At 73.7% G+C, this 18,649-nt stretch carries 17 protein-coding genes and 1 pseudogene; 6 read left to right on the top strand and 12 right to left on the bottom strand.

Annotated elements, in window-relative coordinates; all coding sequences use genetic code 11:
* Nucleotides 1-98: 98 nt before the first annotated feature.
* The 8 genes from J7E94_RS31965 to J7E94_RS31930 form a co-directional block, all read right to left on the bottom strand.
* Complete coding sequence (locus J7E94_RS31965; protein WP_215020323.1) at nucleotides 99-1,334, bottom strand: sensor histidine kinase; 1,236 nt, start codon at nucleotides 1,332-1,334, stop codon at nucleotides 99-101.
* Complete coding sequence (locus J7E94_RS31960) at nucleotides 1,331-3,061, bottom strand: cation acetate symporter (RefSeq protein WP_215020322.1); 1,731 nt, start codon at nucleotides 3,059-3,061, stop codon at nucleotides 1,331-1,333. Before J7E94_RS31960 ends, J7E94_RS31965 begins: the two co-directional genes overlap by 4 nt.
* A gap of 429 nt (nucleotides 3,062-3,490) precedes the next feature.
* Nucleotides 3,491-3,766 (bottom strand): hypothetical protein, encoded by a 276-nt coding sequence (locus J7E94_RS31955; RefSeq protein WP_215020321.1) that lies wholly within the window; start codon nucleotides 3,764-3,766, stop codon nucleotides 3,491-3,493.
* Nucleotides 3,767-3,903: 137 nt separating this feature from the next.
* Nucleotides 3,904-4,722 (bottom strand): LytTR family DNA-binding domain-containing protein, encoded by an 819-nt coding sequence (locus J7E94_RS31950; RefSeq protein WP_215020320.1) that lies wholly within the window; start codon nucleotides 4,720-4,722, stop codon nucleotides 3,904-3,906.
* 119 nt (nucleotides 4,723-4,841) lie between these two features.
* Nucleotides 4,842-5,780: an SCO0930 family lipoprotein gene (locus J7E94_RS31945; protein ID WP_215020319.1), complete on the bottom strand. Its 939-nt coding sequence runs from the start codon at nucleotides 5,778-5,780 to the stop codon at nucleotides 4,842-4,844.
* Nucleotides 5,781-5,905: 125 nt separating this feature from the next.
* Nucleotides 5,906-6,946 (bottom strand): GDSL-type esterase/lipase family protein, encoded by a 1,041-nt coding sequence (locus J7E94_RS31940; RefSeq protein ID WP_215020318.1) that lies wholly within the window; start codon nucleotides 6,944-6,946, stop codon nucleotides 5,906-5,908.
* Complete coding sequence (locus J7E94_RS31935) at nucleotides 6,943-7,824, bottom strand: SDR family NAD(P)-dependent oxidoreductase (protein WP_215020317.1); 882 nt, start codon at nucleotides 7,822-7,824, stop codon at nucleotides 6,943-6,945. Before J7E94_RS31935 ends, J7E94_RS31940 begins: the two co-directional genes overlap by 4 nt.
* On the bottom strand, nucleotides 7,821-8,945 hold the full coding sequence (locus tag J7E94_RS31930; RefSeq protein WP_215020316.1) for an LLM class flavin-dependent oxidoreductase: 1,125 nt from the start codon (nucleotides 8,943-8,945) through the stop codon (nucleotides 7,821-7,823). Before J7E94_RS31930 ends, J7E94_RS31935 begins: the two co-directional genes overlap by 4 nt.
* 307 nt (nucleotides 8,946-9,252) lie before the next feature.
* Between J7E94_RS31930 and J7E94_RS31925 the strand changes: the two genes are divergently transcribed.
* A complete protein-coding gene (locus J7E94_RS31925) occupies nucleotides 9,253-10,707 on the top strand; it encodes an amino acid transporter (RefSeq protein ID WP_308345594.1) in 1,455 nt (484 codons plus the stop codon).
* 10 nt (nucleotides 10,708-10,717) lie between these two features.
* Nucleotides 10,718-11,173 carry an Lrp/AsnC family transcriptional regulator gene (locus J7E94_RS31920; RefSeq protein WP_007262967.1) on the top strand — a complete coding sequence of 152 codons (456 nt, stop codon included), beginning with the start codon at nucleotides 10,718-10,720 and terminating at the stop codon, nucleotides 11,171-11,173.
* Between the two features lie 246 nt (nucleotides 11,174-11,419).
* Here the strand turns inward: J7E94_RS31920 and J7E94_RS31915 are convergent, their stop codons facing one another.
* Nucleotides 11,420-12,112, bottom strand: coding sequence for a GNAT family N-acetyltransferase (locus J7E94_RS31915; protein ID WP_251057537.1), 693 nt, complete (start codon nucleotides 12,110-12,112; stop codon nucleotides 11,420-11,422).
* A gap of 149 nt (nucleotides 12,113-12,261) precedes the next feature.
* Between J7E94_RS31915 and J7E94_RS31910 the strand changes: the two genes are divergently transcribed.
* From J7E94_RS31910 to J7E94_RS31895, 4 genes are all read left to right on the top strand, one after another.
* Nucleotides 12,262-12,402, top strand: a complete 141-nt coding sequence (locus tag J7E94_RS31910; RefSeq protein ID WP_215020313.1) for a hypothetical protein — start codon at nucleotides 12,262-12,264, stop codon at nucleotides 12,400-12,402.
* A gap of 253 nt (nucleotides 12,403-12,655) precedes the next feature.
* Nucleotides 12,656-13,195 (top strand): hypothetical protein, encoded by a 540-nt coding sequence (locus J7E94_RS31905; RefSeq protein WP_215020312.1) that lies wholly within the window; start codon nucleotides 12,656-12,658, stop codon nucleotides 13,193-13,195.
* A 164-nt stretch (nucleotides 13,196-13,359) separates the two neighbouring features.
* Nucleotides 13,360-14,160, top strand: a complete 801-nt coding sequence (locus J7E94_RS31900) for a carbon-nitrogen hydrolase family protein (protein WP_215020311.1) — start codon at nucleotides 13,360-13,362, stop codon at nucleotides 14,158-14,160.
* Between the two features lie 44 nt (nucleotides 14,161-14,204).
* The gene (locus J7E94_RS31895) at nucleotides 14,205-15,902 is read left to right on the top strand and encodes an NAD(P)/FAD-dependent oxidoreductase (RefSeq protein WP_215020310.1); all 1,698 of its coding nucleotides are present in this window, start codon (nucleotides 14,205-14,207) and stop codon (nucleotides 15,900-15,902) included.
* Nucleotides 15,903-15,963: 61 nt separating this feature from the next.
* On the opposite strand, the gene J7E94_RS31890 is transcribed toward J7E94_RS31895, so the two are convergent.
* From J7E94_RS31890 to J7E94_RS31880, 3 genes and pseudogenes are all read right to left on the bottom strand, one after another.
* Nucleotides 15,964-16,623, bottom strand: a complete 660-nt coding sequence (locus tag J7E94_RS31890) for a DUF5995 family protein (RefSeq protein ID WP_215020339.1) — start codon at nucleotides 16,621-16,623, stop codon at nucleotides 15,964-15,966.
* 141 nt (nucleotides 16,624-16,764) lie between these two features.
* Nucleotides 16,765-17,070, bottom strand: a pseudogene (locus J7E94_RS31885) (nitrate reductase); the annotation flags it as partial.
* Between the two features lie 277 nt (nucleotides 17,071-17,347).
* Nucleotides 17,348-18,562, bottom strand: a complete 1,215-nt coding sequence (locus J7E94_RS31880) for an MFS transporter (protein ID WP_215020309.1) — start codon at nucleotides 18,560-18,562, stop codon at nucleotides 17,348-17,350.
* Between the last annotated feature and the right edge of the window lie 87 nt (nucleotides 18,563-18,649).

The raw sequence follows: 18,649 nt of genomic DNA, 5'->3' as shown, positions 1-18,649 counted from the left end.
CGGTTGGCGCCGGGTGAGGGCGCTCCCGCCCGACCCGCACGCCGGCGTTCCTTCCGGTCACATCGCGCCCGTCGTCAGGATGCCACGCCCCGGGCCGGTCAGTACCGGGGCGGCTGCCGGCCCGGCGGTGAACTGTGCACACCGGCACGGTATTTCGGGATCCGCACGGTCACCTTCATGCCCGCGCCGACCCCCGTCTCCATCACCGGCCCGTACGCGTCCCCGTACACCTGCCGGATCCGCTCGTCGACATTGGGCAGCCCGATGCCGGAGGAGGAACCGCCGCCCTCCCCGGCCAGGATCCGGCGCAGCAGGGCCGGATCCATCCCGATGCCGTTGTCCTCGACGGTGATGACCGCCTCCGAGCCGGCGTCCCGCGCGGTGATGGTGATCCGGCACTCCTCGGTGGAGTCCTCCAGGCCGTGCTTGACGGCGTTCTCCACCAGCGGCTGGAGGCACAGGAACGGCAGCGCCACCGGCAGTACCTCCGGCGCTACCTGCAAGGTCACCTTCAGCCGGTCCCCGAACCGGGCGCCCGCCAGCGCCAGATACTGCTCGATGGAACGCAATTCCTCCGCCAGCGTGGTGAATTCACCGTGCCGCCGGAAGGAGTACCGGGTGAAGTCCGCGAACTCCAGCAGCAGGTCGCGGGCCCGCTCCGGGTCCGTCCGCACGAACGAGGCGATCGCGGCGAGCGAGTTGAAGATGAAATGCGGGGAGATCTGCGCCCGCAGCGCCTTGATCTCCGCCTCCATCAGCCGGGTCCGCGAGCGGTCCAGCTCGGACAGCTCCAGCTGTACGGACACCCACCGCGCGACCTCCGTCGCGGCCCGCACCAGCACCGCCGACTCCCGCGACCCGTACGCCACCAGCGCGCCCAGCATCCCGTCCTCACCGGTGAGCGGAGCCACCACCGCCCACTTCAGCGGACAGTCCGGCCGCTGGCACTCGGTCCGCACGCTCTGGCTGCGCCCCGAGTCCAGCATCACCGCCACCCGGGCCATCGCCCGCCGCTCGTGGTGATCGGCGCCCGGGCCGTCCCAGGCCAGCACCGACTCCCGGTCGGTCAGGCACAGCGCCTCCGTGCCCAGCAGCGAGCGCAGCCGCCGGGCGGCCTTGCGCGCCGCGTCCTCCGTCAGCCCCGCGCGCAGCGGGGGAGCGGCCAGCGACGCCGTGTGCAGGGTGTGGAACGTCGCCCGCTCCACCGGGGTCCCCAGATCCAGCCCGGCCGCCCGCTCGCCGCGCCGGGCCTGCCACCGGCCCGCCGCCCAGCCGGTCCCCAGCAGCAGGGCCGCGCCCGCCGCCGCCAGCGCCGCCACCACCGGCCCGGTCACCGGCCGGCCCCCGCCCGGTCCCCGGCCACGTTCTCCGGCAGGTGCAGCCGGGCCAGGGTGGCCGCCGTCCCGGCCGGGATCCGCGACCGGGTGCCCAGCGACACCAGCACCATCGTCAAGAACCCGAGCGGCACCGACCAGGCCGCCGGCCACGCCAGCAGCGTGTGTACCCAGCCCGCCGGGGCCAGTCCGGTCCGCGTCGCCAGCACCGCGCTCAGCGCCGCCCCGCCGCCCGTCACCAGCCCGGCCACCGCACCCGGCGGGGTCAGCCCGCGCCACCAGATGCCCAGCACCAGCAGCGGGCAGAACGACGACGCCGACACCGCGAACGCCAGCCCCACCGCGTCCGCCACCGGCACGTCCCGCGCCGCCACGCTCCCGGCCAGCGGCACGAGCACCGCCACGAGCACCGCGAAACGGAAGCTCCGCACCCCGCGCGCCGGCAACAGGTCCTGGTGCAGCACCCCGGCCACCGCCATCGTGAGCCCCGAAGCCGTCGACAGGAACGCCGCGAAGGCACCCCCGGCCAGCAGCGCCCCCAGCAGCTCCCCGAGCAGCCCGCCCAGCATCCGCTCGGGCAGCACCAGCACCGCGGCGTCCGCGTCGCCGGTCAGCGCCAGCTCGGGCGCGTAGATCCGGCCCAGCACCCCATACACCGGAGGCAGCAGGTAGAAGACCCCGACCAGCCCGAGCACGACCAGCGTGGTGCGCCGTGCGGCCCGCCCGTTGGGACTGGTGTAGAAGCGCACCGCGACGTGCGGCAGGCCCATCGTGCCGAGGAAGGTGGCCAGGATCAGCCCGTACGTCGCGTACAGCCGGTACTCGGGCCGGTCCCCGGACAGCGGCTCCGACCAGCTGGACGCGCTGAGGCCGGCCTCAGCCCGGGTGTCGGGCACCACGGAGCCCGGGGTGAACTCCAGGCGCGCGCGGGCCCGTACGGAGTGCTGCCCGGCCGCGAGGGTCAGCGGGACCGCCTCGTACGTCCGCCCGTCCACCTGCCCGGTTACCGTCAGCGCCAGCGGCGCGTCCACCGACATCCGGACGTCCTCGGCGAGCGTGACGGCCGTGTGCTCGCGGAAGACGGCCGGGGCGTCGAAGGCGGCCCGCGGGGCGCCGTCCCCGGCCCAGGCGGCGAGGAGGAAGAAGGCGGGGACGAGGAGGGCGGTGAGCTTGAGCCAGTACTGGAAGGCCTGCACGAAGGTGATGCTGCGCATCCCGCCGGCGGCCACGGCCGCGCCCACCACCGACGCGACGACCACCCCGCCTACCCAGTGCGGGGCCCCGGTCAGGATCTCCAGGGTCAGCCCCGCGCCCTGCAGCTGCGGCAGCAGGTACAGCCAGCCGACCCCGACCACGAACAGCACCGCGATCCGGCGCACCGCCTGGGACTCCAGGCGGGCCTCGGCGAAGTCGGGCAGCGTGTACGCCCCCGAGCGGCGCAGCGGGGCCGCGACGAGCACCAGCAGCACGAGGTACCCGGCGGTGTAGCCGACCGGGTACCAGAGCATCTCGGGCCCCTGGAGCAGCACCAGCCCGGCGACTCCGAGGAAGGACGCGGCGGAGAGGTACTCGCCGCTGATGGCGGCCGCGTTGAGGCGGGGCCCCACCGTGCGGGAGGCGACGTAGAAGTCGGAGGTGGTCCGGGATATGCGCAGTCCGAGCGCGCCGACGAGGACGGTGGCGAGGACGACGACGGCGACCGCGGTCAGCGCGTACGTCTGGTTCACCGGGGGGTCCTTCGGCCGGGGGAGGGGTGACGGGAGTCTATGCACCGGCGCGAATCCGGCACCAGGCGTGATCCGGCCCGTACCCGGCCGCCGGCCTCGGAAGTTGTGGCCGCGGCCCCCCGCCCGGCCGGCCCTGCCCGCGCCGCCGGCCTCGCCGGTTGCCGCTGTGCGGGGCTTTCCCCCACCCCGCCCCTTCCCGAAACCGGGCTCTGCCCGGACCCGGTCCTCAATCGCCGGACGGGCTGAAGTCCCGGGGTTCCGCCCCAGACCCCGTACGTGCGCTGCGCGCCCGTGCCCTCAAACGCCGGACGGGCTGGATGTGCGGAGCCCCGGGAGCGGCGGCCGGGGTCGCAAACCCCCACGCGGCGGAGCCGCAGATTCGGTACGCCGGGCAGGGGCGGGGTGGGGGACAGGCAGCTGGGTGTCGGATCAGATGACCGGGTCGCGGTGTTCGGCGCAGTCGCGGAGGGCGATCTCCAGCTCCACGTACGACTCCTCCGCCCGCCGGAAGGCCAGGGTGAGGGCCGCCTCCGCGCGGGGCGGGACCTGGCCGCGGACCCCCTCGCCGGCCTCGTACAGGACGTCGGCCCAGCGCGCGGCAGCACTCCGCAGGCGGGCCAGCAGCGACTCCGCCTCGGCCGGCCCGGCCGGCACCCGGCGGGGCAGGCCGGTCAACGCGTCCAGCAGCGCCTGGATTTCGGACATCGCGCTCCTCCCGCGCCGGAAGATCCACGATACGCGGGCGCCCGGCCGGAGGGTGGCGTACGCCCCCGCCGGATCGCCGTATGCCACCCGCCGTGCGACGAACGGCACCACGGCGCCGCCCGGCGGTCAGCCGGTCGTCAGCCGGTCGCGTGCCGCAACAGCAGATCCCGTAGCTCCCGCGCATGGCGACGGCTCACCTGGAGCTCCGCCGACCCGACCCGGACGCTCGTCGTGCCCGCGTCCAGCCGCAGTTCGTCGATGCGGGCGAGCGCCACCAGGTGCCGGCGGTGGATCCGTACGAACCCGCGCGCCGCCCACCGCTCCTCCAGCGTGGACAGCGGGATCCGGACCAGGTGGCTGCCCTCGTCGGTGTGCAGGCGGGCGTAGTCGCCCTGGGCCTCGACGTAGGCGATGTCGGCGATCGCCACGAACCGGGTGACGCCGCCCAGTTCGACGGCGATCTGGTCCGGCGCACGGTCGGTGACGGTGACCTCGGCGGCCGGCCGGCGCTGCACCGGCACGGCCGGGGCGGGCTCGGCGGCCGGCGGCGGAGCCTCCCCGGTGCGGCCCAGCTGCGCACACACCCGCCGGACGGCCTCGGCCAGCCGCTCGGGGCGTACGGGCTTGAGCACGTAGTCCACGGCCTTGAGGTCGAAGGCCTGTACGGCGAAACCCTCGTGGGCGGTGACGAACACGATCAGCGGCGGCCGCGCGAAACCGGCCAGCAGCCGGGCGATGTCCAGACCGGTCAGCCCGGCCATGTGGATGTCGAGGAAGACCACGTCGATGCCGTCCGCCCCGTCCGGCCCCGCCTCCAGCGCCCGCGTGATCCGGCGCAGCGCCTCGGTGGCGTCGGAGGCCCCCTCCGCGCTGCGGACCCGGGGGTCGGAGCGCAGCAGGTAGAGGAGTTCCTCCAGGAGCGGCTTCTCGTCGTCGACGGCCAGTACGCGCAGCATGCGGCCGAGTCTAGGCACCGGCCCGCCGCGGCGGAACGGTGCGCGGCCCCTGCCCGGGGGGGTCGGGCCAGGGGCCGCGCGGTCGGAAGGGTGGGGGAGCGGGGAGCGAGGGCGGGCTGCTACTGGACGGTGATGAGCTTGCCGTCCGGGGAGACGGCGTACCAGGTGCCGCCCACGCCCTGGCCGTTGACGTCGCCGGGCTTCTTGTCGCCGCTGAAGGTGTAGACGGGCCAGCAGTCGACCGTCTGCTGCTTCTTGCCGTCCGGGCGGTCCAGCACCAGGTAGTTGCGCTCCGTGATCCCCTTGGTGTCGGCCTTGTCCACCGGCGGGACCACGGGCCACTTGGCGACGCAGTCACCCTCGCACTTGGACACCATCGGCCACGCCGTGTCCGGCTTGAACCGGTAGACGGTCATGCCCTTGCCGTCGACGATGTGGTCGCCGAGCTCGGGGTCCTTCGCCACGGACAGACCCGCGCCCGCCTCGGCCGCACCGCCCGCGGCCGGAGCCGCCTTCGCCGCCTTCTTGCCGTCCGGGGCAAACGCGAACCACACCCCGCCCACACCCTGGCCGTTCACGTCGCCCGCCCTGGCGTCCTTGTTGAAGCGGTACGCGGGCCAGCCGGCCACCGTCAGCTGCCTGGTGCCGTCGCTGCGCACCACCTCGCCCAGCAGCGCCGGGTCCGTGCCCGCCGCGGCGGCGGCGTCACCGGCCGCGACCACCGGCCAGGTCTTCGCACAGTCGCCGTCGCAGTTCGACTTCGGCGGCTTGGCGGTGTCCTTGTCGAAGCGGTAGAGGGTGAGTCCGGCGCCGTCGGTGAGGACCGAGCCCAGCTGGTCGACGGTGGTGGCGGTGACGGCCGGCTGCCCGCCGGGCTTGGCAGCGGAGCCGTCCGCCGCCGGGGCCGGGGAGGAGGCCTGGGAGGAGGCTTGGGCGGAGGCGGCGCCGGCCGGCGCGGCCGTGCCGGCGGCCTTGTCGTCCGCCGGACCGCAGGCGCTCGCCGCCAGGACGACGGCGATCGCTGCCGCGGCAAGGGTGGTTCCGCGCTTCATGCCCATCGTGATCTCTCCCACTGTGGTGTGCGTCGTGTCCGTCGTGTCCGCCGCCTCAGCGCCGGCAACTGTGCTCAGGACACGCCGTGGGGGAGAGGTCTGTTCACGGCGATCGTTGTGGGCTGTTTCACTCACCCCCCGCCGAACCCGGCGCGCCGCAGAGCCGTGGCCACAGCGAGGCCCAGGACCCGGTGTCCGGCGTCGTTGGGGTGCAGGCCGTCCTCCAGGTGCTCCGGCCCCAGCAGGTCCCGGCCCGGCAGCACGGCCAACCGGTCGTCCCCCGCGGCGATCCGGTCCCGGGTGGCGCGCTCCATCGCGTCGCGCAGGGCGCCCAGGGTGGCGCCGAGCCGGTTCGGGGTCCGCTCCGCGTCGGGCCGCAGGAGGGGGGAGACCAGCAGGAGCGGGGTCCGCGGATGCCCCTGCCGGACCAGTTCGAGGAACACGCGCGTGGTCTCGTACAGGAGCGGCGCCGAATAGGGCACCCGCGACCAGCAGTTGGTGCCGAAGGCGAGCGTGAGGACATCGGCGGGCAGGCCCGCGAGCTGTTCGGCGGTGGCGAGTTCGCCGCGGGCGGCGCCCGCGTAGCCGAGGTTGACGGTGTCCCAGCCCATCGCCCGGCCGGTGACCGCGGGCCAGCCGTGGGCGGGCCGGGTGGACCACCAGCCCTCGGTGATGGAGTCGCCGTGCACCACCCAGCGCGGTGCGGGCGGGGCCGGTTCGAGCGGGCCGCCGATCCCGCGCAGGCCGAGGACGACCGGGGACTGCGTCTCGGGCGGGTGCAGGGTGAAGGGCCCGCTGCCACCGCGCAGTTCCAGCCGTACGACGGCCTCCGCGGCCGGTTCGGTGAACACCTCGCAGACCACCCCGTGCCGGTCCCACAGCGCGAAGCCGTGCGCGAGGTCGCGCAGGGCGTCGGTGGGGCCGGGCACGGTAGCCCGGTAGCGGATCTCCACCGCGTGCGCGGTCTCGGTGGTGAACTCCAGCCGCACACCGATGGGCAGGGTGGCCCGTTCGGCCGTGTCCCACGGCAGCCGCATGGTGTCCGCCGGGTCCGCCCGCACGGGGCGGCCCTTGTCCAGCCAGGCGACTCCGCGCAGGAAGGGGCCGGGGTCCTGCCACGGGCCGCCAGGGGCCGTGTCGGTGTCGGTGCCGGCGACGCCCGGTGGTGTCACTCTTCGCCTCCGATCGTCGGATACGGGAACTTCACTGCTACCCCGCCGTCCACCACCAGCGTCTGTCCCGTCACGTACGAGGACAGCGGCGAGACGAGGAAGTACAGGGCGGACGCGATGTCCGAGGTCTCGGCGACCCGGCCCAGCGGGGCGTTCTCCGCGTTGCGCCGCCGCCCCTCGGAGCCGAGCAGGGCGGCGACCCGCGGGGTCCACACCACCCCCGGAGCCACCGCGTTCACCCGTACCCCGCGAGGGCCCAGTTCCACCGCCGCCGAGCGCACCAAAGACAGGAGCCCGGCCTTCGCGGCCCCGTACGCGGCGTGCAGCGGGGCCGCGGTCAGGCCGGAGACCGAGGCCACGAAGACGAGCGGACCGCCGCCGGCCGCGGCGACGGCCTCACCGCCGTACTGGACGGTGAGCCAGGCGTGCCGCAGGACCACGTCGAAGTGCCAGTCCCAGCCGGCGTCGTCGAGGTCGGGCAGGGCCGTGTACCGGGCCATGCCGACGATGTCGACCACCCCGCCCACCGGGCCGCCCAGCAGACCGGGGGCCTGCGCGAAGAGGGTCCGTACGGCTGCACGGCGGGTCACATCGGCGGTGTACGGGACGCCCCCGGTCTCGGCGGCGACGGCCCGGGCGCGCTCCCCGTCGAGGTCCGCGCACAGGACGCGGGCGCCCGCGGCGGCGAGGGCGTGGGCGGTCTGGCGGCCGATGCCGTTGCCGGCGCCGAGCAGGACGAGCCGTCGGCCGTCGAGGCGGTGCAGAGCGGCGTAGTCGGGCACGGGGGAGGTGTCGAGGCCTTCGGCGGGGTAGCCGGGGGCGGGGGTCGTCGGGACGTTGCCGGGGCCCCGCGCGGTCCCAGGGCCCCGCGCGGTCACGGGGCGGCCGTCCGGGGTTCGTAGCGGGCGAGTTCCGGAATGACTTCCTTGCCCAGGATCTCGATGGTCCGCAGGATCTCCCGGTGTTCCAGGTACCCCCACTGCACGTAGCAGATCAGCTGGTCCACGCCGAGGTCCGCGTACCGCTTGGCCTTGGCGACGATCGTCTCCGCGTCCCCGATGAGGATCATGTCACCGTCGCTGAATTGCTGTACCGGAATTTCCCCTTCCAGGATCGGTGTGAGCAGCGGGAAGGTCCGTTCCCGTTCCCCGGGGTCCAGGTGCGGCAGCTCCCACTCCAGCGTGAACTGCGCGAGGTTCGCGTACCACCAGGCCACCGAGTCCCACACGCGGGCGCCAGGTGCCGTGCCCGGCGCGGTCGCGTGGACGAGGGTGTAGGCGCTGACCCGGTCCGTCGTGACGTCGGTGAGCGGCCGCGGAGCGCGCGCGGCATTCCGGTACGCCGCCACCTGCCGGGCCATCGCCTCCAGTGGCTGCATGATCGAGAAGGAGAGCAGTCCGAGGCCGGCCGCCCCGGCCACCTCGGCCGAGCCGGGGGAGGTGGCCGCCATCCAGGCGGGCGGGTGGGGGTCCTGCACGGGCTTGGGGGTGACCATCCGGCGCGGGAAGCGGAACCGCTCGGAGGCGTACTCGAAGTACTCCTCGCGCCACATCCCGGCGACGATCCCCAGGGCCTCGCGCCAGTCCTCCCGGGACCGCTCCCGGTCCACACCGAAGGCCGCCTGCTCCATGGGAGTGGAGCGACCGGTGCCCCACTCCACGCGCCCCCCGGACAGCACGTCCACGGTGGCCACCTTCTCCGCGATCCGCTGCGGCGGGGTGAAGCCGAAGGGGGTCAGCGTCACCCCGAAACCGAGGCGGATCCGCTCGGTCAGCCCGGCCAGGTGCCCGAGGAGCACCTCGGGGGCCGGGCAGTGGGAGCGGCCCTCGCGGAAGTGGTGCTCGACCGCCCACACCGTGCGGAACCCCATCCGGTCGGCGAGCCGGATCTGCTCGACGGCCTCCCGGTAGGCGCGCTGCTCGGCGGCCCGCTGACCGTGCGGATGGGGCCCGGCCCAGGGCCTCGGTACGTCGATCTCGTAGAGCACGTCCAGATCCATGACGGCACGCTGCGGGAGATCTGACGAAGTGTCAAGAATGGCGTTGGCGGTCGGTTGCGCAGCGATCGATCATCAGTGCGCAACAAAGGACCATCCGGGACAGATCCGCGCAACGATCGTGCGCCAATGTGCAAGGATGGTGCATTACGGGCGCTATCCCTCAGCTCGTAGGCTCACTCGCTGTACGTGGAGTGGCGCAGACCGCCTGCTCGGCGGTCCCCCCATGCCCAGGCTCTGCCTGCTCCTGCTCCGGACCGCTGCGGTCGACGCCTGTCAGTCCCCATCCGCAGTGAAGAAGGAGTCCTTCGTGCTCGACCACGGCCAGGCGCCACCCCTCACGACCGAGCCCCGCAGGCCCGCGCACCCCCTCCTCCGCCGCAAGCCGGTCGAGCAGCTCGTCTCCGAAGGCGGTCAGGGCGAGGGCGGCATGCTCCGCCGCTCGCTCACCATGTGGCAGCTGACGATGATCAGCATCGGCGCGACCCTGGGCACCGGCATCTTCGTCGTCCTCGGCGAAGCCGCCCCCAAGGCCGGCCCGGCCGTCACGATCTCGTTCGTCATCGCGGGCCTGACGGCGCTGTTCTCGGCCCTCTCCTACGCGGAGCTGGCCGGATCCGTCCCCGTCTCCGGGTCCTCGTACTCGTACTCCTACGCCACCATGGGCGAGTTCATAGCCTGGGTCTGCGGCTGGTGCCTGGTCCTGGAGTACGCCGTCTCGGTCGCCGCCGTCGCCGTCGGCTGGGGCCAGTACCTCAACGAGCTCCTCGACGGGACCCTGGGCTTCACGATCCCCGACACCCTCTCGAACCCGCTGGGCGACGGGGGCTGGATCAACCTGCCCTCGCTGGTCGTCGTCCTGCTCGCCATGGTCTTCCTGATGCGCGGCGCCAAGGAGAGCGCCCGGATCAACTCGATCATGGTCGCGGTGAAGATCGTCACGCTGGTGCTCTTCATCGGCATCGGCGTCATGGGCATCAAGTCCGGCAACTACGCCCCGCTGGCCCCGCTCGGCATCACCGGCATCAGCGCCGCCGCTTCCACCCTCTTCTTCTCGTACATCGGCTTCGACGCCGCCTCCACCGCCGGTGAGGAAGCCAAGAACCCGAAGAAGGACCTGCCCCGCGCGATCATGCTCTCGCTGGGCATCGTCACGATCCTGTACGTCCTCGTCGCGTTTGTCGCCGTCGGCGCGATGCCGTGGCAGGACTTCAAGGGCACCGAGGCCGCGCTCGCCCAGATCATGACCAACGTCACGGGCACCAGCGTCTGGGGCGTCGTCCTCGCCGCCGGCGCGGTCGTCGCCATCGCCTCGGTCGTCTTCGCCGTCCTCTACGGCCAGACCCGCATCCTCTTCGCGATGTCCCGCGACGGCCTCGTCCCCAAGGTCTTCGCCAAGGTCGACGAGAAGACCGGCGCCCCGCGCGCCAACGTCGTGATCGTCTCCCTCTTCTGCGGCGCGCTCGCGGCCTTCATCCCCCTGGGTGAGCTGGCCAACGCGACCAGCATCGGCACGCTCTTCGCCTTCGCCCTGGTCAACGTCGCCGTCGTCATCCTGCGCCGCACCAAGCCGGACATGCCGCGCACCTTCAAGGTGGCGCTGTTCCCGGTCACCCCGATCCTCGGCTTCCTCGCCTGCGGCTACATGATGTACAGCCTGCCGACGGCCACGTGGATCGCTTTCGGTGTCTGGATGGCCGTCGGCCTCGTGGTCTACTTCCTGTACGGCATTCGCCGCTCCACACTGGCCACCGCAGAGAAGTGATCCGCCCGCAGTGCGACTGAACGATCTCGACGAACGCATCGTGCACGCCCTCGCCGAGGACGCCCGCCGCTCCTACGCGGACATCGGCTCCGAGGTCGGCCTCTCCGCCCCCGCCGTGAAGCGGCGCGTGGACCGGCTGCGGGCCGAAGGCGCCATCACCGGCTTCACGGTCCGCGTGGACCCGGCCGCGATGGGCTGGGAGACCGAGGGCTTCATCGAGATCTACTGTCGCCACAACACCTCGCCGGACGACATCCGGCGAGGGTTGGAGCGGTACCCCGAGGTGGTGTCCGCGTCGACCGTCACCGGCGACGCGGACGCCCTCGTCCAGGTCTTCGCCTCCGACATGCGGCACTTCGAGCGCGTGCTGGAACGCATCGCCGGCGAACCCTTCGTCGAACGCACGAAGTCGGTCCTGGTCCTGTCGCCCTTGCTGCGCCGCTTCACCTCCGGGGCGCCCGCCTAGGAACGACCCGCCTCGCCGGGAGCACATCCGGCCCCGCCTGAGGACAAATCCAGCCTCGCCGGCGTGTGAGGCGCGGGGTCGGGGGCGGAGCCCCGAATCCTTGAGCCGCACCGGCGCGCGAGCCGCACCCGTCCAGCCTCGCCGGCGCTTGAGGCGCGGGGGCCCGGGGGCGGAGCCCACGGTTTCGGGAAGGGGCGGGGTGGAGGAAGGCTCCGCGCAGCGGCCTGCGGCCCCGCGGCCCGCCGCTCAGGCCTCCTTGGCCGGGGTCCGCAGCCCCAGGAAGACCGGCCTCCGCCGCAACGTGAAACCCATCGCCTCGTAGAGCCGAACGGCAGACGTGTTCGCCGCCGCCGCATGCAGGAACGGCACGTCCCCCCGCTCACGCACCGCCCACGCGACCGCCCGTATCAGCCGGGCCGCCGCGCCCCGCCCCCGGTGCTCCGGATGCGTGCACACCGCACTGATCTCCGACCAGCCCGGCGGCCGCATCCGTTCCCCCGCCATCGCGACGAGCCGCCCCTCGTGCCGGATCCCGAGGTAGGTGCCCAGCTCCACCGTCCGGTCCAGGAACGGCCCCGGCCGGGTCAGCGCCACCAGCTCCAGCATCTCCGGCACGTCGCCGGGCCCCAGCACCACCGCCTCCGGCGCCGCCTCGGCCCGTACCCCACGCCCGTCCAGCTGGACGCCCGGCAGGTTCAGCACCGTCTCCCACCCCGGCGGCGGCGTCGGCAGCCCGGTCAGCCAGACCTCCTCCCCGGGCCCCACCAGCTCGGCCAGATCCGCCCAGGCGCGCGGATCCTCCGGATCGCCGAGCCCCGCGAAGGGGCTGGTGTCCAAGGTGTAGCGGGCGGCCAGCCCTGCGGGCCCGTGCTCGGCGAAGCGGCGGTGCGGCCCGTTCAGCGCGGCCCAGACCGGATTGTCGAGTACCTCGGCGGACATGGGTGCGGAGCTCCTTCGGTCGGTGGCGGCGGCCCGGTCGGTCGTCACCGCCTGCTTGACGGCCCCGTACGCCGCCATGACGCTGCGGGGACGGCAGGATTGGCCGGCGCCCCCCGCGGGAAGCGTAACCACCGCAGGACGGGGCGCACATGAGGGCTGGGTGGCGGGGACCGGTGGACGAGGCCAGGACGGCGGACGCGGGGGCGCAGACCCTCCGCCGCTGGTGGCTGACCCGGCGCCTGCACATAGACCTCCTGCGGGTCTGCAGCGCCTACGGCCCCCGCGGCTGACCCGTACGCCGTCCGCCACGAGCCCGGGCGCAGGCTGCGCCGCCCCGTCGGCCGGCCCGGTCCGCCCTCCGGCACGCGCCCGGGGCGTACAGGCGCCGTCCCGTCGGCCGGCCCGGTGCGCCCTCCGGCACGCGCCCGGGGCGCACAGGCGCCGTCCCGTCGGCCGGGGCACACGGCGCCGTCCCGTCGGCCGGCCCGGTCCGGCCTCCGCCACGCGCCCGGGGCACACGGCGCCGTCCCGTCGGCCGGCCCGGTGCGCCCTCCGCCACGCGCCCGGGGCACACGGCGCCGCCCCGTCGGCCGGCCCGGTACGCCCTCCGGGCACGAGCCCCGGGCGCACACGCGCCGCCCTCCCGGCCGAACCCGCCCCCAGCCCGCGACGAGCCCGCGGGGCACCCCGCGCCGCCCGAGGGACACACCCGTCCTGCCCCGCACCGGCCCGGCCCGCGCCCTGCGCGGCCGCATCGGCGCCGGGTTCTCCCCCGTCCCGCACCGCTACCGCCTCTACCTCTCCGCCGGCTGTCCGGGATCCCTCCGGGTGGCCGCCGCCCTCGCCGAGCCGGGACTGGCGAACTCGGTCCCCGCCACCGTCCTCGGCCCGGACACCGCCGCACCCGGACACACCGCGCTGCGCCTCGCCCATGAGGGCGCCGGCCACCACGTCGACGGCGACCTGACCGCCCCCGCCCTCGTCGACACCTGGAGCGGCCGCGTCGTCTCCCACCACACCCCCGACATCCTCGACGACCTACGGTTCCTGGGCGCGCACCCGGCCTTCCGCGCGGGCTCGTAGGGGGTTCCCGGGGCATCACCGGGGCCCCGCGCAACGAATCGCCGCACCCGCCCGGGAACACGCAACGAATCGATGCGCGCAGCGCAACGGTCACGGCTTGTCCCGGTCGAACGTGCGAACGTACCGTCTTAGGACCCCCTCCCCTCCTGTCACAGAGGTAGTCCATGCCCCCGCTGCGCACCGCCCTCCTCCAGAGCTCCGGACGGCTCGGCGACACCGCCGAGAACCTCAAGGCGCTCGAAGAGGCCGCATCGCGCGCCGCACAGGGCGGGGCCGGGCTCCTCGTGACCTCGGAGATGTTCCTCACCGGCTACGCCCTGGCCCCCCAGGACATCGCCGGCCTCGCCGAACCGGCCGACGGCATGTCCGCCCGCGCCATCGGTGAGATCGCCCGCCGCCACGGGGTCGCCGTCCTGTACGGCTACCCCGAGCGGTCGGGCGACGCCGTGTACAACGCGGCCCAGCTCATCGGCCCCGACGGAGAGCGCCTCGCGAACTACCGCAAGACGCACCTCTTCGGCTGCTTCGAGCAGGACGCCTTCACCCCCGGCGACGCCCCCGTCGTCCAGGCGGACCTCGGCGGCCTCCGCATCGGCATCATGATCTGCTACGACGTGGAGTTCCCCGAGAACGTCCGGGCCCACGCGCTCGCCGGCACCGACCTCCTCCTGGTGCCGACCGCGCAGATGCACCCGTTCCAGTTCGTCGCCGAACAGCTCGTCCCCGTACGGGCCTTCGAGAACCAGATGTACATCGCGTACGTCAACCGCACCGGCCCGGAAGGCGAGTTCGAGTTCGTCGGACTCAGCTGCCTGGCGAGCCCCGACGGGGTCACCCGGACCCGGGCCGGCCGCGGCGAGGAGCTGGTGTTCGGCGAGGCCGACCCCGAGCTGCTGCACGCGTCGCGCACGACCAACCCCTACCTGCGCGACCGCCGCCCCGGGCTCTACGCCTCCCTCGTCTGATACCCCCCGCTTCCCCCAGCTCTGCCGCAAGGAGACGTACCCCCATGACGTCCACGGTGCCCACCACCGCCGTCCCGCACAGCGACGGACAGCCGCCGATCACCATGTTCGGCCCGGACTTCCCGTACGCGTACGACGATTTCCTCGCCCACCCGGCGGGCCTGGGCCAGATACCGGCCACCGAGCACGGCACCGAGGTCGCCGTCATCGGCGGCGGACTGTCCGGCATCATCTCCGCCTACGAGCTGATGAAGATGGGCCTCAAGCCCGTCGTCTACGAGGCCGACCAGATCGGCGGCCGGCTGCGCACCGTCGGCTTCGAGGGCGCCGGCACCGAGGGCCTGACCGCGGAGATGGGCGCCATGCGCTTCCCGCCGTCCTCCACCGCCCTCCAGCACTACATCGACCTCGTCGGCCTGGTGACGGAACCCTTCCCGAACCCGCTCGCCGAGTCCACCCCCTCCACGGTCGTCGACCTCAAGGGCGAGACCCACTACGCCGAGACCATCGCCGACCTCCCGCAGGTCTACCGCGACGTGTCCGCCGCGTGGAACGCCTGCCTGGACGAGGGCGCCGACTTCTCCGACATGAACACCGCGATGCGCGAGCGGGACGTGCCGCGCATCCGCGAGATCTGGGCGAAGCTCGTCGAGAAGCTCGACGACGAGACCTTCTACGGCTTCCTCTGCAAGTCCGAGGCCTTCCAGTCCTTCCGCAAGCGCGAGATCTTCGGCCAGGTCGGCTTCGGCACGGGCGGCTGGGACACCGACTTCCCGAACTCCATCCTGGAGATCCTGCGCGTCGTCTACACCGAGGCCGACGACCACCACCGCGGCATCGTCGGCGGCTCGCAGCAGCTCCCGCTGCGCCTGTGGGAGCGCGAGCCCGAGAAGATCGTCCACTGGGCCCAGGGCACCTCGCTGTCCTCCCTGCACGAGGGCGCCCCGCGCCCCGCGGTGACCCGCCTGCACCGCACGGCCGGCAACCGCATCACGGTCACCGACGCGTCCGGCGACATCCGCACGTACCGCGCCGCGATCTTCACGGCCCAGTCCTGGATGCTCCTGTCGAAGATCGCGTGCGACGACACGCTCTTCCCGATCGACCACTGGACGGCGATCGAGCGCACCCACTACATGGAGTCCAGCAAGCTCTTCATCCCGGTCGACCGCCCCTTCTGGCTCGACAAGGACGAGGAAACGGGCCGCGACGTCATGTCGATGACCCTCACGGACCGCATGACCCGCGGCACCTACCTGCTGGACAACGGCCCGGACCAGCCGGCTGTCATCTGCCTGTCCTACACCTGGTGCGACGACAGCCTGAAGTGGCTGCCGCTGTCCGCGAACGAGCGGATGGAGGTCATGCTGAAGTCCCTCGGCGAGATCTACCCGAAGGTCGACATCCGCCGCCACATCATCGGCAACCCGGTGACCGTGTCCTGGGAGAACGAGCCCTACTTCATGGGCGCGTTCAAGGCCAACCTGCCGGGTCACTACCGCTACCAGCGCCGCCTGTTCACCCACTTCATGCAGGACCGCCTCCCCGAGGACAAGCGCGGCATCTTCCTCGCGGGAGACGACATCTCCTGGACGGCCGGCTGGGCCGAGGGCGCCGTCCAGACCGCCCTGAACGCCGTCTGGGGCGTCATGCACCACCTCGGCGGCTCCACCGACGCCACCAACCCGGGCCCGGGCGACGTCTACGACGAGATCGCCCCGGTCGAGCTCCCGGAGGACTGACCGTTCCCGGCCCCCATGACCACGGGCCGCCCCCGCGTACGAACGCGGCGGCGGCCCGTTTTCATGCCCGTACGGGGGTGCGGCCCGTCGGGGTCAGCAGGCAGCGGCCGACCAGGCCGACACCTGCGTCCAGGGACTCGCGGAACTCCTCCGCCAGGTCGGGGGAGCGGCGCAGGCTCCACAGCAGGCGGGCCGCAGCCCAGGCGCCGGCGCGGGCGCGTTCCAGGCTCCACGAGCCGATCAGGTGGGTCAGCGGGTCGGCGATCTCCAGGAGGTCCGGGCCCGGCATCAGGTCCTCCCGGATGTGCTCCTCCAGGGCGACCAGGGTGTCGCCGACCCGGTCGAAGTCGGCTTCGAGGGCGGCGGGCTCGCAGTCCAGGGCCCTGCACGTGGACACCACCGCGACGGCCAGGTCGTGCCCGATGTGCGCGTTGATCCCGGCCAGGGCGTGCTGGAGCGGGCGGATCCCGGGGTGGCGGCGGTACTGGAGCAGGGGGCGCCAGCAGGCCGGGGCCCGGTCCGCCTCCACCGCCGCCAGGTACCGCTCGGCGAACCGCACGCCGAGCGTCTCGGCCCGCCGGGGCGCCGGGAAGTCCCCGCGCCCGATCCTCCGGTCCAGGGTCTCCGTGACCGTCAGGTAGACCCGGTTGAAGACGGCGACACCGTCCTGCGGCGGGAGCCGCTCGTCCAGGGCGCGCATCCGCGCCAGCACCGCTTCCATGGGAGGCAGAGTCGCAGGGACCGGCCCGGATCCGGGGAACTTGGCCGTACGCTTCCCCGGTTCGGGCGAAACCCCGTCAACGGCCGCGTCAACGAGGCGCGTCCGTGCCGTCCGGAGCCGTCCGGAGCCGTCCGGAGCCGTGCGGTCGTCGTACGCCGAGGCGCCCGCGTCGAGCGCCGCTCCTGCGCCCAGGTGCGCGGGGGCGAAGTACCGCAGCGCGTGGTAGCCCGTGATCACCACGATCGTGCCCAACGCGATACCGCCCAGCTCGAAGCTGTCGGTGAAGTGCAGCTCGACCCCGCCCACGCCGATGATGGTGCCCGCCGCGGCCGGCACCAGGTTCAGCGGATTGCGCAGGTCCACCCGCCCGTTGATCCAGATCTGGGCGCCGAGCAGGCCGATCATGCCGTACGGGATGACGGTGATGCCGCCGAGCACCCCGCCCGGCTGAATCCCCCTGCTGCAGGTGGGAGAAGTCAAGATGGCCAGGTTCGGGTTCAGGCCCATCAGGTCCGGCACGACGAGCTCGCGCCGGACCTGGCCATTACGTGCTGGGCCCCCGGCCCCGCGGCCACGAAAGCCGCTCGTCCGGCCCGTACCACCGCGCCCGGGGCCGGGCCCGCCCGTCTCCGTGCAGGGTCCAGCGCACGTCGAGGCCCCCGGTCCACCACTTCCGTTTCGTCACCTGGTCAAGCGCCGAGGCCGCACGGCGGCCGGAGCCGCTTTACGGCCGGATTGCAGCAGGTTCGTTCTGATCGGCCTGGCCCGCGCCCGGCCCGGACGGCTTCTGCCGCAGTACGGCGGCCCCCGCCACCAGCGCGAACGCCAGGAGGGTGACCAGCCCGAAGGAGACCACGAGCGAGGTCGCGTCCGCCACGGCGCCGATCGCCGACGGCGCGATCAGCCCGGACGTGTAGGTGATCGTCGCGACGCCCGCGATGGCCTGCGCCGGAGCCGGCCCGCTGCGCCCCGCGGCCGCGAAGGCCAGCGGGACCACCACCGCGATGCCGAGCCCGATCAGCGCGAAGCCGGCCATCGCCGCCGCGGGATGCCGGGCCGTCACCACGAGCAGCCCGCCCGCGGTGGCGAGCACCCCGCCCGCCCGGACCGTGCGCACGGCCCCGAAGCGGTCCACCACCCGGTCCCCGGCGAGCCGGGCGACCGCCATGGTCAGCGCGAAGGCGGTGGTGGAGGCCGCCGCCAGACCGGCGTCGGTGTCCAGCACGTCCCGCAGATAGACCGCCGACCAGTCCAGACTGGCGCCCTCCGCGAAGACCGCGCAGAACCCGATCGCCCCGATGAGTACCGCCGACTTCGGCGGCAGCGCGAAGTGCGCCGGAGCCTCCGCGTCCGCGGCGGCCTTCAGATCGAGCACCCCGCGTACGGCGACCAGCCCGGCCGCGGTGAGCGCGCACGCGGCGATCAGGTGGTGCAGCCGTGCGTCGGCCCCGGCGTGCGCGGCGACCGTACCGGCCGCCGAGCCGAGGAGCGCGCCCACGCTCCACATGCCGTGCAGCGAGGACATGATCGAGCGCCGCAGCCGGTTCTCGGTCTCCACACCGAGCGCGTTCATCGCCACGTCGGACATGCCGGAGGTGGCTCCGTAGACGAAGAGCGCGAAGCAGAGGGCGGGCAGGTTCGGGGCGAGGCTCGGGAGGATGAGGGAGAGCGTCCACAGCGCCAGCAGCGCGCGCAGCGCGGCGCGGGCCCCGAAGCGGTGGTTGATCCGCCCGGCCAGAGGCATCGCGAGCGCCGCGCCCAGGGCGGGGAAGGCGAGGGCGAGACCCAGGGTGCCGGCGCCGAGCTGGGCGTGCTCCTGGATCCACGGGATGCGGGTGGCGAAGGAGCCGGTGACCGCGCCGTGGGCGCAGAAGACGGCGGCGATCGCGAAACGGGCATGGCGCAGGCGCGCCGGGCTGAGGTCTGTTTCCCCGGTCATGGCAGAGAAACTATCAGGGAGCCTGCCTGATGGTTGATGGGGCGACTCCTTATGATGGCGCCGTGACCCCTGCCCCTGCCCCTGCCC

It is taken from the genome of Streptomyces sp. ISL-94 (assembly GCF_018614075.1).
Taxonomy (GTDB): domain Bacteria; phylum Actinomycetota; class Actinomycetes; order Streptomycetales; family Streptomycetaceae; genus Streptomyces.
The sequence above is the reverse complement of the archived record's forward strand: the minus strand, read 5'-3'. Positions and strand labels throughout refer to the sequence as shown.

Coding starts and splice junctions, on each gene's coding strand:
- J7E94_RS31955 (WP_215020321.1), bottom strand. CDS start 3,766: ATGTCCGAAATCCAGGCGCTGCTGGACGCGTTGACCGGCCTGCCCCGC.
- J7E94_RS31950 (WP_215020320.1), bottom strand. CDS start 4,722: ATGCTGCGCGTACTGGCCGTCGACGACGAGAAGCCGCTCCTGGAGGAA.
- J7E94_RS31945 (WP_215020319.1), bottom strand. CDS start 5,780: ATGGGCATGAAGCGCGGAACCACCCTTGCCGCGGCAGCGATCGCCGTC.
- J7E94_RS31930 (WP_215020316.1), bottom strand. CDS start 8,945: ATGGATCTGGACGTGCTCTACGAGATCGACGTACCGAGGCCCTGGGCC.
- J7E94_RS31915 (WP_251057537.1), bottom strand. CDS start 12,112: ATGTCCGCCGAGGTACTCGACAATCCGGTCTGGGCCGCGCTGAACGGG.
- J7E94_RS31910 (WP_215020313.1), top strand. CDS start 12,262: ATGAGGGCTGGGTGGCGGGGACCGGTGGACGAGGCCAGGACGGCGGAC.
- J7E94_RS31900 (WP_215020311.1), top strand. CDS start 13,360: ATGCCCCCGCTGCGCACCGCCCTCCTCCAGAGCTCCGGACGGCTCGGC.
- J7E94_RS31895 (WP_215020310.1), top strand. CDS start 14,205: ATGACGTCCACGGTGCCCACCACCGCCGTCCCGCACAGCGACGGACAG.
- J7E94_RS31890 (WP_215020339.1), bottom strand. CDS start 16,623: ATGGAAGCGGTGCTGGCGCGGATGCGCGCCCTGGACGAGCGGCTCCCG.
- J7E94_RS31880 (WP_215020309.1), bottom strand. CDS start 18,562: ATGACCGGGGAAACAGACCTCAGCCCGGCGCGCCTGCGCCATGCCCGT.